Annotated in this window: 10 protein-coding genes, 2 pseudogenes and 1 other annotated feature; of the genes and pseudogenes, 4 read left to right on the forward strand and 8 right to left on the reverse strand. The window is 60.6% G+C overall.

Features of this window, described 5'->3' with window-relative positions:
* Both KXR83_RS25280 and KXR83_RS25285 read left to right on the forward strand, forming a co-directional pair.
* Positions 1-87: pseudogene (locus KXR83_RS25280) on the forward strand (IS21-like element helper ATPase IstB); the annotation flags it as partial.
* A gap of 57 nt (positions 88-144) precedes the next feature.
* Positions 145-1,290: pseudogene (locus KXR83_RS25285) on the forward strand (IS256 family transposase); the annotation flags it as partial.
* A gap of 858 nt (positions 1,291-2,148) precedes the next feature.
* Here KXR83_RS25285 and KXR83_RS25290 read toward each other — a convergent pair.
* The 4 genes from KXR83_RS25290 to KXR83_RS25305 all read right to left on the reverse strand — a co-directional run bounded on the left by KXR83_RS25290 (position 2,149) and on the right by KXR83_RS25305 (position 3,399).
* Positions 2,149-2,355 (reverse strand): IS3 family transposase, encoded by a 207-nt coding sequence (locus KXR83_RS25290; protein WP_369792574.1) that lies wholly within the window; start codon positions 2,353-2,355, stop codon positions 2,149-2,151.
* Positions 2,315-2,611, reverse strand: coding sequence for a hypothetical protein (locus tag KXR83_RS25295; RefSeq protein WP_369792575.1), 297 nt, complete (start codon positions 2,609-2,611; stop codon positions 2,315-2,317). Before KXR83_RS25295 ends, KXR83_RS25290 begins: the two co-directional genes overlap by 41 nt.
* Before the next feature lie 69 nt (positions 2,612-2,680).
* Positions 2,681-2,947 (reverse strand): IS3 family transposase, encoded by a 267-nt coding sequence (locus KXR83_RS25300; protein WP_369792573.1) that lies wholly within the window; start codon positions 2,945-2,947, stop codon positions 2,681-2,683.
* A gap of 46 nt (positions 2,948-2,993) precedes the next feature.
* Positions 2,994-3,127, reverse strand: a sequence feature (AL1L pseudoknot).
* Complete coding sequence (locus KXR83_RS25305) at positions 3,085-3,399, reverse strand: IS3 family transposase (protein WP_023955297.1); 315 nt, start codon at positions 3,397-3,399, stop codon at positions 3,085-3,087. It overlaps the preceding feature by 43 nt.
* Before the next feature lie 1,453 nt (positions 3,400-4,852).
* Here KXR83_RS25305 and KXR83_RS25310 point away from each other — a divergent pair.
* Positions 4,853-5,773: a ParA family protein gene (locus KXR83_RS25310; RefSeq protein WP_023955295.1), complete on the forward strand. Its 921-nt coding sequence runs from the start codon at positions 4,853-4,855 to the stop codon at positions 5,771-5,773.
* A 3,433-nt stretch (positions 5,774-9,206) separates the two neighbouring features.
* Here KXR83_RS25310 and KXR83_RS25315 read toward each other — a convergent pair.
* Both KXR83_RS25315 and KXR83_RS25320 read right to left on the reverse strand, forming a co-directional pair.
* A complete protein-coding gene (locus KXR83_RS25315) occupies positions 9,207-9,395 on the reverse strand; it encodes a hypothetical protein (RefSeq protein WP_023960034.1) in 189 nt (62 codons plus the stop codon).
* A gap of 1,605 nt (positions 9,396-11,000) precedes the next feature.
* Positions 11,001-11,876 (reverse strand): alpha/beta hydrolase, encoded by an 876-nt coding sequence (locus tag KXR83_RS25320; protein ID WP_023960028.1) that lies wholly within the window; start codon positions 11,874-11,876, stop codon positions 11,001-11,003.
* 442 nt (positions 11,877-12,318) lie between these two features.
* Between KXR83_RS25320 and KXR83_RS25325 the strand changes: the two genes are divergently transcribed.
* The gene (locus tag KXR83_RS25325) at positions 12,319-13,158 is read left to right on the forward strand and encodes a class I SAM-dependent methyltransferase (protein ID WP_023960026.1); all 840 of its coding nucleotides are present in this window, start codon (positions 12,319-12,321) and stop codon (positions 13,156-13,158) included.
* On the opposite strand, the gene KXR83_RS25330 is transcribed toward KXR83_RS25325, so the two are convergent.
* Positions 13,148-14,128, reverse strand: a complete 981-nt coding sequence (locus tag KXR83_RS25330; protein WP_023960024.1) for a hypothetical protein — start codon at positions 14,126-14,128, stop codon at positions 13,148-13,150. The genes KXR83_RS25325 and KXR83_RS25330 overlap by 11 nt on opposite strands.
* Positions 14,129-14,147: 19 nt before the next feature.
* Positions 14,148-14,663 (reverse strand): hypothetical protein, encoded by a 516-nt coding sequence (locus tag KXR83_RS25335; protein ID WP_133248754.1) that lies wholly within the window; start codon positions 14,661-14,663, stop codon positions 14,148-14,150.
* Between the last annotated feature and the right edge of the window lie 8 nt (positions 14,664-14,671).

Raw genomic sequence — 14,671 nt, forward strand, 5'->3', positions numbered from 1 at the left:
GGCGATTCCTATCGCCTGCGAGACCACCACGCCCGATCAGAAAACCACCGCACCGCCGCCGGAACCATCCGCCGGCCGCTACAGTAGACCCACCTCACGGGTGGGGAATTTCGATGAGCACCACTGGGGAATTTTCCTGAGCCCCGTCAACTCACCAAGAACGTTCTAGAGACCGCGTTAGACGCGGAGATGACCGAGCACTTGGGCTACGAGAAACATGATGCTGCCGGCCGCGGCAGCGGCAACTCCCGGAACGGTACACGGTCCAAAACCGTACTTACCGAGATCGGGCCGGTGGAGATTGAAGTGCCACGTGACGTCGACTCTTCGTTCGACCCGCAGATCGTTAAGAAGAGACAGCGACGCTTGACGGGTATTGATGAGATCGTATTGTCCTTGACTGCAAAGGGTTTGACGACCGGCGAGATATCCGCGCACTTTCAGGACATCTACGGAGCGTCGGTGTCGAAGGACACGATCTCACGCATCACCGACAAGGTCGTCGGGGAAATGACGGAGTGGCAGAACCGGCCACTCGATCGGGTGTATCCGGTGATATTCATCGATGCGGTGCACGTGAAGGTGCGCGATGGGCAGGTCACAAACCGGCCGATGTATGTGGCGATCGGGGTCACCGTTAATGGCGAACGCGACATCCTGGGGATCTGGGCCGGCGAGGGCGGTGAGGGCGCCAAGTTCTGGCTTTCGGTCCTGACCGAGATCAAGAACCGTGGTGTGGCGGACGTCTGCATCGTGGTGTGCGACGGACTCAAAGGATTACCTGAGGCGATCAACACCGTCTGGGAACTCGCCGTGGTGCAGACGTGCATTATTCATCTGATACGCAACACCTTTCGGTTCGCATCACGGAAGTATTGGGATGCGATGGCACGTGATCTCAAACCTGTCTACACCGCTCCGTCGGAGTCTGCGGCCAGGGAACGATTTGCAGAGTTCACGCAGACATGGGGTCAGCAGTATCCAGCGATCATCAAGATGTGGGACAACGCGTGGAGTGAGTTCGTTCCGTTCCTGGACTACGACGTCGAGATTAGGCGGGTCATCTGCTCGACGAACGCGATCGAGTCTGTCAACGCTCGCTACAGGCGCGCGGTACGGGCGCGTGGGCACTTCCCGACCGAACAGGCGGCGCTCAAATGCTTGTATCTGGCCACGCGTGCTCTGGACCCGACAGGGAAAGGTAAGGCACGATGGGCAATGAGGTGGAAGCCCGCGCTCAATGCGTTTGCGATCACCTTCGAAGGACGCATCACCCCGAACGGTAACTAACCGACATCAAGGTCGGATCCACCGTTAATCGGACACTCCCGCCCCACCGGACCGCGCTAATACAAGCAGCTAGTGTGAGCGTTGTCGTCTCGCGAGATGTGAATGGGTGTTGACCGGATCGACATCGCGAGCGCTAATGCTGCTGTCACGGTGGCTTCGTGTCTGTGGGTTCCGGCCCACCCAATCAGCCTTCCTCGAATGGGCAATTGCCCACTTATGAGATTCGTTGTGCGGCTTCACCGCGGCTTTCGGATGTGGTTCTGGGAGTCAGTGCGAGCCGACGACAGCCCTGCCGAGCGCTCTCCTTCCGACTACTCGACCGCAAGGGCAGCGACCTTTCGGGATGTTCACGTCATCGCTGCCGGTGTAGCGGCAGCAGTAGCGAGCTCGGGGCAACAGCACATACGTGGATCGCACCCTTGCCTTGGAACTGGCAATAGACGTGCCTGGACTCGCGGGGCACCTCGTAGGTGTCACCGGAATGCACCGACCGCCCATGTCGACGTCGGCCCCGTCAACTTGCGGTCCTACACACCGCCTTTTAGATTGCTTGGCAGGCCTTGCGGTCGAACAGGGAGCCGCAGTGCCGCTGTACTTCCCCGGGGGTGAGTGAGGGTAAAGGGCAATGATGGCGAGTCAGGACGAGACCCGGCAATGCATGGTCGTCGGATGCCGCCGACCAGGGACATGGACCGAGCTGGAATACGCCTCAGACGGAGTGTCTGAAACTGAACGCGTGCGGTTGTGCGGCGAACATGCAGTCGGCCTGTCGGGCTAGGCAGCTCGGTTCACGGAGGGATTAGTTCTGGCAACCCGAGTGGGCAGGCTGAACCGTCCTGGACCGGATGGAGACCCGGTTCAAGCCACCTCCGCCTCGGAGGCGACCTGCTCACCGTAGCGGCTCTCGTACTCGATCGGCGAGCAATAGCCGATGGACGAGTGCAGTCGGTCGCTGTTGTACCAGTGCACGTATGCCGCTGTCTCACGTTCAACCTCGGCCCGGTTGCTCCAGGAACGATCCCGCTCAATCAACTCGGTCTTGTACACACCAATCGCTGATTCCATGAGGGCATCGCCCACCGTTCCGATAGATCCGGTGATGCCAGCCTCGCGCAGTTCCTTGCTGAAAGCGATCGACGTATACTGACTCCGGGTGTCGTTGTGATGCACCAAACCCGTTGCAGTGAACGAGAAGTCGTATCTTCGACGACAAACAACCTTGCTCGACGACACTGGAAACCAGCGGAGTTTCCTTGTTCGACATCACTCGCCACCCCAAAATGCGACGCGAGAAGACGTCGACAAGGAACGCCACGTACACAAACCCGGCCAGCGTCCAGACATATGTAACGTCGGCGACCCACAACTGATCCGGACGGTCAGGCGAATCTCATTGCCGCTTACCATGATCAGGGTACCTGGGCGCCTTGTCCTCGCGCCGGGTGGTGACCGTGCGGTGTGTGCCGCGAACCGCGCCGGAGATCCCGCTGATTCCCATCAGTCGGGCGACCTGGTCGCGGCCCATCATGTGGCCGGCGCGCCACATCGCATGCCACATTTTGCACACTCCATAGGCAATAGCTCGGTGGTGCATCGAACTACGCTGGCGGGTGAACTCCAGGTAGACCGCGTGTGCGTCGTACGCCTCGGCCAGCATCGCGGCCGAGGATCGGGCCCGTTTTCTTGCGGGCGTAGTAGGTGGACGGGGCGATGTGCATTCCGTGCTCGTGGTGAGCACTCGGCAGATCGGATTGACCCCGAACCGGCCCCTGTGAGCGTCGATGTAATCGACGATCACCGCAGTCGGCGGTCGACCTCCGCCGCTGCGAAGAACGCCGAAGCAGTCTTCAAAATCTCATTGGCCCTGCGTAATTCAGCATTCTCTCTGCGCAGCGACGCGAGCTCAGAATCTTGTTCAGCGACTGTCTTCGAACCCTCCGCCGCCGCAACGGGCAGGTCCTTCTCGATCCAGTTCCGCAGAGTCGCCGGATTGATATCCAACAAGGCGCCGACGTGCTTACGTGCCGCCAGCTTAGACTCATCATGCGACGCCAGCCGGTCCTCGTACATCCTCACAGCCCGCTCGCGGGTCTCTTGGCCGAACTTCACATTCTCCTGGTGAGATCACGGTCCACCAGACCCAGGACGGTTCACGTGAGCCCTCCAACTAGCGCGCAAAGTGCGTCTTTGACGCCCGCCGTGCGCACGGTGCGCTAAGGGGGCCGTCGGCCTACTCGAGGCCACGGCAGGTGCACCCGCGAACGGCTAGTCGATTGGTGGCCGGAGAGGTACCAGATTGTGGCGCATTTGGCTCTAGCCGTGCTTCTCGTACGTCGAGTCGCGCGGTCAATGACTGCGGGCCGGAGTGCCCGGCCATTTCGTCACGTGACAGCAGGCTGCGTGCGTTGTCGGCATCATTGGCGGAAGCGGGCTTCACGCCTCCTAGTCACAGATGTCTTGCGTCGAACTAGGCTGTATTGGCGTATCTCCGCGCGGTTCCACAAGGCACTCCCGACTGGCTGGACAGCCTTCGACGAGCGTCGTTGGAGTCGCGTCGGCCGCAGTCGCGGAACATGCTGTCCGTCAGCGGTGCACTGAAGCGGCAGCGCGGTAGCCGCCCTGGTTGCCGAACTCACCCGAATTAAGTCCCGCGTTAATGCACGCATTACGTGTCGCCTTAAGTACGGTTGACGTGGGTCCTGCAAGCGGACGCATGCGCAAGCTGGGCGGGTCCGCGAACTACTTGCCATGAATCTGCGCGCCGGTCGGACAAATGAGCAACGCAATATCTACACCTGTCGGCGAGGGGGTAGGCCCACGGCTTCCGGATCGGGATAGTCCGGACGTACAAGTCCACCGTCTCGACCTCGGGCTTGGTCTGTTCCGTGTGCCTCGGCCATTGACTACCGCGCCCGTTCATCGACCGCAGGACGCACGCGTTCCCGAAAGTAGACCATGTCTGACGCACCGGGTCGGTCTCTACGTACGGAGCGCCACCACCGCATATCGCCCACGCCGACACCCCACAACTGTCACGCCGTCGATGACCGTTTGACCCGTTATCGCCAGGCGGAGTCCCTTGTACACGAAGCTAGTTCGCCCAGTTCAGAGCCTATTAAGGCTGGCCGTAATGCACGCATTAATGCCGCCATTACGTAACTACATACGTCCATCCTTAGCGTCGGTCCCGAATACGGCATGCTTTCATACAGTACTTGCCACCCTGCCCGCCGCCGCAGTATTCGATATACGTGCAGCCACACTTCGGCACGGACGCCATCGACTAATTCTTTAACTAAGTTCTCATCTACAGCCCGCGTCATTGCGCACTGTATAGAAGCAACTGCGGTCCTTCCTAGGTCAAGCTACACATCGGCCCCTAGGCTAGGCAGCAGGCTCGGACGCATTAGCAGAACTGAAGCGGGCTGTAGTGAAAACAGTGCGTGTCGCATCAGGCGATGCCATACAGCTTGGACTATCGTGGCTCCTACATCGCGCACCCATACGCACTTCACTTCGTGTCGCACACCGCGCAGCAACTCACCATCGAAAGCAGGAAGTCATGGACGACTTAACGCCGGAGCTTTCTCGCGTCGTCGCCTTTGCGAACGGCAAAGGCGGTGCCGGTAAAACCTCAGTTTCAGTGAATTGTGCGGGGCTTGCCGCTGCGGCCGGCTGGCGAACTCTGTTTATCGACCTGGATCCTCAGGGCAACGCCGGCGAGGACCTCGGGTACAACCAAGCCGGGTCAACCGACAATGGCCAGCATCTCCTCGACGCGCTCGGTTCAAGCCAGAAGCTAGCGCCGGTCTTGAGCGAGGTCCGCCCGAATCTCGATGTAATTCCCGGCGGTGAGGCTCTCGACGACCTGGAGTCCATTCTCGTAGGTCGGGCTCAGCGATCGAAGCAAGTCCACAGCATGTTGGCTGAGGCGTTGACCCCGTTGGCAGGGGAGTACGACCTCATTGTTCTTGACACACCGCCGACGCGCCCCAGCCTTCTTCAGGTCGCCCTGGGCGCTACGCGATGGATAGTTGTTCCAACCAAACCTGACCGTGCGAGCATCCTTGGTTTGGGGGCACTCGCGACTCAGATTATTCAGGTTCGTCAGTTTCATCCCGACATTGATGTCCTGGGCGCAGTCCTGTTCGACGTGTCGACTTCGGCGAAGGCTGTACGACGCAATGCGATTCAGGATATTACTGACGCGCTTGGCGGCGCCGCTCCCTTGTTTAAATCCGTGATCCGCCACACGGAGACCTGCGCTGTGCAATCCCGCGAGGAGGGGAAGCTCATCCATGAGCTCGCTGAGCAAGTCGAGGATGCCGAGCCGTACTGGAAAGCGCTGAAAGAGGGAAGGACCCCGACGCGGGTGCCAGGAAGCGCTCCCGCATTGGCTGAGGACTACGTACTGCTTTGTCAGGAGATCTTGCAACGTATCGCGCAGATGGAATCAGCTGACGCGGAGGATGAAGCCGTATGAGTGAGCGACCATCGCTGAGTGCGGTGCCCGGCCTCAAGCGAGCGAACGCGCTTCCTGGGCCGCCTCCACGAAAACCGCGCGTTAACCCAACACCAGGCGATGCGGTCAAATCGTCGCCGCCAGCAGCAAATACCGAATCGGCCGCGGTCTCGACCGCACCGCCCAAGGAAGTCAAGCAGCCACGCATGCCTAGGCGCGCGAACGACTCGGCTGCCAATTCGCTTGTTCCAGTGACGTTGTCACTGCCTGTACCTTTAGTTCAACGTCTCAAACGGTATGCGAAGGACCACGAACTGGCCTACGCGAACGTGATCATGGATGCGATTGTTGCCCATCGGGATGAGCTAGGAGCACTGGTAGCTCACCTGCGCCCGAATGTAGCGTCCGACGGCATATTTGTGCGAACCACACCGAGAAAATCGGCTGAACGGACAACGCTGTCCTTCCGAACTCGCCGCGCGAATGTTATCGCTTTAGACGAACTTTGGGAGAGCGAGGAGATTGCTGCCGAGAACCGGTCTCAACTGTGCCACGCTGCTCTGGACGCGTACCTGCCTTAACGAAGAACGCGCGCGCCCACACAGACTCACGCCACACTAAGACTGTCATGTAATGCAACCCGGTCTAAGGCTCGGCCGTACGCCATACGCCCCTCAGCATTGGTCGGAAAGCGGCCGTAGCGGACCCGCTCAGGTGCTGCGATAGGCAGTGCGATGGCGGCGGGGTAGATCTCGGCGGGCCGTGGCCCACGTTTTCGTTGCTTACCTCTACGCTTACGCCAAGCAACTTCTTGATTCCACCAGTCGCGAACCGCTCTCTCCCAGCGATGGCGATGTATACGTCGGGTCATGACGCCCGCGACGTCAAGCAACTGACTACTTAGAGTCCAGTTGGGCCACTCCACGAGAAGGCCCAACCGTTGCATTCGGTCCAGCCAACGAGACACCACCACGCGTCCGTACCCCGTACGCCGAACAACGTCCTCCACGGTGCCCACCCCTAGCCCCCAGGCACGGTGGATTTGTTCAGCCGCACCTCCAAGACCACCATTCCAAACCCAAACGTCCCTTTGAGCGTGCTGGAGACGTTCTGTAAGCCCAGATCCGTAGGGGCGTGATTCCACTTGTGTTGCAGCTGTGGATAGTGGGGGACGATTCAACCTCCACGTTGCTGAACAGGTGCCCTCCGCTTCAGCGGTTCTTGTAATCCAACCTTGGGCCTGGAGACGATGCAGTGCACGACAGGCCGTTGCGGCGTGCACGTTCGCACCTTCTGCTAGGCGTCTAACGTCGATGTTAATCGTAGTGCTATGCGCCGAAATGCAAACGGAGAGAAACGCACACAGCACTCGCTCGGCGCTGGCGCCGCCGGGAGCTGACCATCGAGCAGGCCATCTCAGAAGTGCACTCTCTGCCTCAGCGATGGCGCCGCTGACAGAATCATCCGACACCTCATAGGCTGTTCTAGGCCAGGCTGTTTGTGCCGCTACAGCTAACGCTTTGTGCCACTGCTTGATAGCTCGGCCGGGGTTGCTCTCGTAATCCTCACGCAGTCGAGTCAGTCCTGGCCTTCGAATCTGACCAACGACGTCAGTCCAACACCACCCGCTGGCAGCCATGCCTAACAGAACTCTCCACGCCACGGATGACCGATCGCAGGATGCCGTAAGGGGGTCGTTGAGTAGCTGCGCAGTCCCCCCAGTCAGAGGAGTGCGAACTCGGTCTAATCTCTGGGCGGGACCCGAACCGGTCGTGCTAATTCCGAGCGCCTTGTGCGGCGCGTGCTCCCGAGGCGTGGGCCGCGTCGGGAAGCGAGCGTGCAGCCAATCGACGACTTCCACGGGTGGTGCATCTCGATCCATTGCCAATAGAGCTGCGTCGAGGTCATCGGCCCGGAGAAGCGGTTCTGCACAGCCTCCAGCGCGGTGCGCTGAGCCAGGGATCCGGACGGCGCCGGTTGCCGGGTTGCAAAGGGGAGTGATATCGAGAGTGGGTAGGTGGGACCTAACGGCTCGAGCCAAGGCAGCAACTGATTGAGCATCTGCGCCGTATTGCAATCGAACCCAGACATGGATGCCGCCGGCAGGGCCGGACCGCACAGTGAGGTGCGGAACGCCTAGCTCCTCGAGCACCCTGGCCATGACCGAAGCATCGGCGTCGACTGCATCTCGTCCGTACCGGCCGACGTCGAAGTCGAAGGCTAGGAGCTGAAAGACCCCAGACCTGTCTGCTAAATAGCTAGCGGTCGGAATGTCTGACAGTGAAATTGGCCAGGACGAGGAGCGGTAGGAATGATCTTTGTCGACGTCGAGCCTCACCGTTGCGCGTGGCGACCAACGCCGCCACCACGCCAGAAGTGATAGACACGAGGAAGCGGGCCTATCAAGGGTTCGACTGTGCGACACGCGGGGTGTAGGGATTGCGGGCGCTTTCGGGCGCGAGCTACCCTGAGACCTGTCAGGCAAGACAGTCCCTTCGGGGAATGGCGAGACCCGCGAGACGAGCGCTTACTCGACCTCGTATGCCAGATCAAGAGCCCTCCGGCTGGTACCCGGGGGGTTCTTATCGTTTGGGCCCGCGCTACGGGGCGTTCATGAGTTCGTTAAGTGAGCGGGTAGGACTCCGATCGTTCGGCGCATACAGGCTTGGCGATGGCGGTCGCCAATGTTGCCAGCCGCGAAAACTCGGCCGAATTACAACGATGTAAGTATATCGTCGAGCTTTACGCGCATTTTTAACTCGGCCGATGCTGGCGAGTCGACCGCAAGTCCGGACTACCGCTACGCAAAGATGCAGGTCACACGCAGTGCGCCTGGTGCATTTTTGCGCTAATTATGAGACAATAAGATGTGGAACGGACCCCTGGCACCCGGCGTGTAGCCGAGGCTGTCCCAACCACACGTGGCCTTGAGAACGACTCGGGACGCGCACCGGTTGTCACTGCCTACTGCGCAAGACCTCAGTGCCGCAAAGAATTTCGGCGAACTATGGGGCGCGGGCGGCCGCGGACGTACTGTTCGAGCGAATGCCGGCGAGAGGCCGAAGGCGACGCGCGACGGCTTACTGCGCAGATCGAACACCATCGGACCATGGCCGACATGCTCACACGCGACCTCGCCGCTTTCGATCTTGATACTGCACCAGCCGCTCCCAACCACGCCGTAGCTCCAGGTATCGAAGTCGCGGTGGCGCGAGCCGAAGGAGTCTTGCTCGGGCTTAACGATGGGAGCACATTGGCGACGGAGTTCAACCGACTGTTAGAGGCCGTCCGCAGCGCGGCAATACCGCAGGATCAGCAGCATCGGGCTTCTTGAGGTCCGTCCCCGTTTCGTCCACCTGGTGGTGCGTACCCAGCGAAGCCGTCGACCCTGTCGTTAAGCAGGTACAACGTACGTCCAAGCTAGGGCGCCGCAGCCAAATGATCGGCCTGCCTGTCAGCTAACGCTCGAGCCATGCAGTTCTTCACCTTTCTCCGTGACTGCAGCGAACCGCGACGTCGCCGTAGGGGAGTAGCCACCCGTGATCATCGCAGGCGTCGCATAGCAACACGCCTCGACGGCGAACTTCGTATTCTTCTTGCCGAGCGTCATCCAGAGCAGCAGGTCGGTTGTTGAGGTCACCATGGCGATTCAAGATGCCCGCAAGCAACAAAATCGGCCGTTTCGGGTCGTGGGCGACCCAGTTGCCGTTACCGGGAAGCGTGTGGTCGCGAAGCAACTGATTGAGGTCGCGGTCAGTCCAACCGTATGCCGCTGGTTTCGCCAAGACATGTGACCAGGCCGCAGGGGTATACCGCCGAGCCCACTGCGGCGTACGCGCATTGCTTCGCCATCTTGAAGCGAGCAACAGGCCTCTGGTGTCCGGTTTGCGCCGTGACGGTGGGGTTCTTGTAGTTGCTGGGTCGCGCGTAGCGCGGCGTTGTTGCTCTCCAGCATTGCTGGATGGGGTTAGTAAGTTCTTCGATACGTGAGATGAGCGCCCTAAAGGGCGCCCTTCGGGATGGGGTGCCGCAGTTCTATTACCTGCGCGTTTATCCACAACTTGCGCACCGTGCAGTGCGTACACCGAGGCCCATCCACGACCTCGGTCTCCGACTCGGTACGAGGCGAGTCGCTCATCAAGCGTTCGCTGACGGCCACGCATGACTTCGGTGGCAACGCCAATCAGCCGCATCACTTTGCGGGCGCGCTGGACGGTGCGTTCGGCGCACCCGCTTATTGCAGCAACCCGCGCGACAGTAGGCCGGCAGTTACGGCCGGTGCGATAATCAGCGTGAACGGCATGGGCGGCCGCCACCTTGGTCAATACAGCAAGAGAAATGCCGTTCTTTGGGCCACCGAGGTGCGGAAGCACCCGCGCATAGTGCTGCGCGTACGCAATCGGCAGCGTCCACCTCAGCCAATGTTCGTCGCGATTCCAGCACGGAACACCCGCATGTGCATAGTCGCCGAGATCAAGAGCGATGGGCTGTAGCCCAAAGCACCCAAGTTTTCGAAGACGCACGGGGGCTGTGGTGCTCCGACCACGTCTGGGCCGCACCGGGCTGGACCCGCAGTAACGGCGGACCAGAAGAAAAGAGTCGGATTTTGTATCCGACACGCTATGTGCAGGGATTGCACGCGCCAGAGGGTGCGCGCTACCCTGAGACCTGTCCGACAAGACAGTCCCTTCGGGGAATGGGGCGGTTTCGCAACCGTCCTGACCCAGAGTTGGCGCTCTGAGTTCAAAACCTTGAGAAGCCCTCTGGCCCGCCAGCCAGGGGGTTTCTTAATTTGTTGCGAAAACCCGCCGTGTGAAGTTGTGTGGTGTTCCTATGCCGTTAGGCCGTCAGAGGCAGCTGCCCCTCCTTCACTAGGTCGGGGCCGACCTTGAGATCAGATCGACCAGCGATGTCGCATAATAGGTCCGCTACATACCTGCTGACCTGGCTGTATCCGGCGTGCGCTGCAAGTTCGGGTACGTCCACAGGTTCAGGGACGCGCACCATGTGTTCCTTGCGCTTTCCGAGATTCGGTTGAGCCATTCGGTGACCTTCCTTCCTTGCAGCCCGGCCAGCGGAGCACGTTCATAGTCGCGCAAACCTGTACCAGTAACAGGTAGCGACACGCCTGTAACAGAAACAGATTCCCCGAAGGTTCTCCGTTGGAGAACACTGCACCGACAGATCTTCCGTGCGGCTGGCTGTGAAGGTTCAGCGTGCCGATTGCACGAAGATCGCTACCACAGCCTCAAATCGCCATCACGCGCTCGAGAAAGTCGACCTGTGCCGCCATCCAAGCCGATTCGTGCACTCCGTTCTCTAGCTCGAAATGGCCAACAGGAAGCGTTTTCACCTCGCACGTGGGCGCCGCAGCTACCACCTCGTCAACCAGATAGCCCGGGGTCATGGGATCGTCTTCGCCAACGCAAAGAAGTAGTGGGGGAGCGCCCGCAGCGTACTCAGCCGGCCGATAGCGGACAAGATCAAGTAATACTCCAGCCGAAACCTTGTTGCACCAGGAGGTCCCGTCGAAAAGCCGCGAAACCCTTTCTGGCTCTGCGTTAGTCATAGCAGCGGTGCTTCCTACCGCGCCAACGAGCGGAATGTAATGAGGCTCGAGCCGGAGCGCTCGCCGGATCCGATCTGACACGGCCGCTGCGGCGAAACGCATTGTCCCCGGGAGGCCTGACTTGCTCGCGACTCCGACGAAGGGTAGCTGCGCAACAACGCCGCGCACGGGGTGCCTGCTCGCAGCGGCGATCGCGTGAGCACCGCCTAGCGATGTACCCCATAGCGCCACACGATTGGCGTCCACGCGAGAGTGTCTCGCCACCGCCTTCACGGCCGCGACGACCTCTTCAATTTGGAGAGCTACCTCTGCAACTTGGCGTGGAGAACCGTCGCTGTCGCCGAAGGAACTGTAGTCAAACGCGAACACCGCAAACCCAGCTGCATTGAATCCTCGAACGGCACTCTGAACTACGGGACCGTCGCGGGTGCCGCCCAGCCCCGGGCAGACGACAACTGTCAGCCCGTTCGCCTCGTCGATAGCCGGGGCGGTGAAAACACCCCGGCAGGTCGACCGCTCCGTTGAGAACTCAATGGTCTGTTCTGTTTTACTCACCGACTCACCCCCTGCCGGGAGCGGGTAAGATCCGCCGCTCTGCGGAACCAACCCGCCACACGAAACTGGACATTCCTTACTGCTAGCGAACCGCCACCAATCTCTTTCAGACACTGGTCATCTCGATCGTCGCACTGCGACATGTCATTTGCCACACCGCCCCTTCAGAGTAGGCGCGACACCCATTGGTCTAACTGCACGAGTAGCGGACGGACGCGCGCCGAATGCATCGCCGAATAGAATCGGGCGCACGGCTCGGCAGGCGGCCTTCCACCCATGTGTCGGTAATGAGAGTCGGCCCGAAGGTCTACCTTGTTGTTGGCAGATCGGAAGGCGAAGCTGCAGCACGGGACGAGGCTAACAGTTTCAATGCCTACTGTCATCCGTACAACACCTATAGAGTCATCACAACACAAGTATTGCGCTACACAAAGGGGCCTTTATGACGGACTTTGAGGTAGGAAATATCGCTGCAACTGCAGTTCTGACAGCGAAGATGCGTGCGTTGGAGACTGATCGGCCTGAGCCACTTATTTCAGATCCCTACGCGGCGTGTCTCGTTGAGCACTCGGGTCTGGACATGGCATCGGTGCAGCTGGAGCAGATGACGGGCCAGCGCCTGTTCGAGTCGAATATCGTGCGCACCCATTTTCTGGACACGTCGCTGCAGGCCGCGATTGCCGGCGGGGTGACCCAGGTCGTGATCTTGGGTTCCGGTTTGGACACCCGGGTCGCGCGCCTTGAGCTGCCCTCGCAGTGCGTCGTTTTCGAGATCGATCAAGCGAACGTGATCGCTTACAAGAAGCGGGTGTACGCCGAGGAAGGTGTTGTGGTGCCAGCCGACTGGCGGCCGCGTAGTGGCGACCTGGAAGGGGACTGGATCGGGGAGTTGACCACCGCGGGGTTTGACCCCGAGGTGGCGACTGCTTGGGTGATCGAGGGGGTGCTGTTCTATTTCTCCGATGACGTCGTCGCAAAGCTGATTCAGACGGTTTCGGACTACAGCGCACAGGGCAGCCAGCTACTTGCGGTCCACTTCGGCGCGGGGGCTCTCGTTGAAGCCCAGACGCGCGAGATGGCCGCAGCAGCAACCAATGCCGGCGGGTACGGGTTCAAGTCGATTGTCGCTGAGCCGGTTGGCTGGTTGGACGAATACGGCTGGGATGTTGAGGCTGAAACCTTCGGTAGTGCCGCACAGCGCTTGGGACGCACTATTCCCTACGACATCGAGGAGACTCCCGGCCAAGAGATTGCTTGGCTCATCAAGGCTGTTAAGCGATAGAGCCAGTGGGCTGGTCGTCGGCGGGGCGACCAGCCTTACGGTCGGCCGCGTTGCGGGCATCGGCCAGCTCCACTTGAAGGCTGTAGGCCGACAGAGGGTCCTTGGCTGCTGTCCAACACTGCCACTGGGTGGCCGGCGGGTCGGCCATAGGCAGTGCGAACTCCGGGTACTCCTGTCGTGCCGCGAGCCAGGTCGCTGCCGATTTCCTCAGCACTTTGAAGCGCCGCACCCGGTAGGGGAGTCGGACCGCCGGGTAGATCAGGACGGTCGCCATCGCCGCGAGTGCGATGAGCAGAGCAAGTATCAGCGAGATGGTCTTGACGTGCTCGGTGTACCAGTTGTCTTCGATGTCGAGCTCGGTCATCGCGAGATCGACAATTTTGTTGACCGTGTAGATGCAGGCCAGTGCTGCGGTCGTCGCCCAGCCGCTCAGCGTGAGCGCGAAGGGACCACTTCGCACTACTCGGACAGCCTGAACGGCAAGTGCGGCGTTGAGAGCGCCCGCAAGCCCAACTGATCCGAGGAACACACCCCAATACATCCAGACCGACCAAGTGAACGGGATGTCGGTGGTGATGTAGGAGCTGGGGATATCAGCAATCGGTGAGATCACATACGCGATGAACATCGCGCCAGCGATGGCGGCCTGGGCGATGAACCAGGGCCGGTAGGCCACTGGCCGACCTGTGAGCGCGAGCATCAGGACTACCGCCGGAACGGTCGCGCATGCAGCGAGCGACATTCCAACAAATGTCATGACGTTCGCCAGGCCAGTGACAGTCTTTAAGGCCGGGTTGATGACGTCGTCGGTGATGACCGGGGTGCGAGCGAGTTTTGCCAGCCCCACCAGCAAACACACTTGGGTGTAGGCCCAGTAGGTCGGCGTCGATTGTGCCGAGCCGTTTCGGATTCGCACTACGCCCACTGCCACCAGGAGTAGGCAGATGCCGGCGGTCAATACAGAGATCATCCGGTTCTCCGGTTCACGGTCACGGCCAGCCGAATGTTTGAGCGGCTTTCTCGAGCATCCGCCGCTGGGCTGCGGTCGCGTTCGCGGGAATGATGGTGTCGCGGTACTCATCTGCGCGCGCGATGAGCAGACGAGCGAACCACTCGGCCTGCAGTTCGAACGGGTGCTCATAGTTGGACCGAGCGAGAGAACACGGCAGCGTGAGCACGTTCGCGACGATTCGCGCTGGCATCAACGGAAACAGCGATGCGAGGTAGCTTTCGCGTTCCTCGGCAGAAAGCGTGTGTTGCAGCAGAATGTGGCCGAGTTCATGTCCGATGGCAATCTCCCTGGGCACGCCAGTGAGATCTGGACGGACATACACCTGGTCGCTGTTCGCAGTCGGCACCCACGCCGCGGAGCACTCGTCGACAAGATCAGGTGGCAGATCGTGCAGGGTTATGGGTCGGTCACGCTCAAGGGACAGCGTCGCGATCGCTGCCTCGATAGTCCACGGCCGACGGAACGGTACTTGCGCAACGGCGGCCGCGGCCACCGTCTCCG

It is taken from the genome of Williamsia muralis (genome assembly GCF_051487485.1).
GTDB classification, from domain to species: Bacteria; Actinomycetota; Actinomycetes; order Mycobacteriales; family Mycobacteriaceae; genus Williamsia; species Williamsia muralis_B.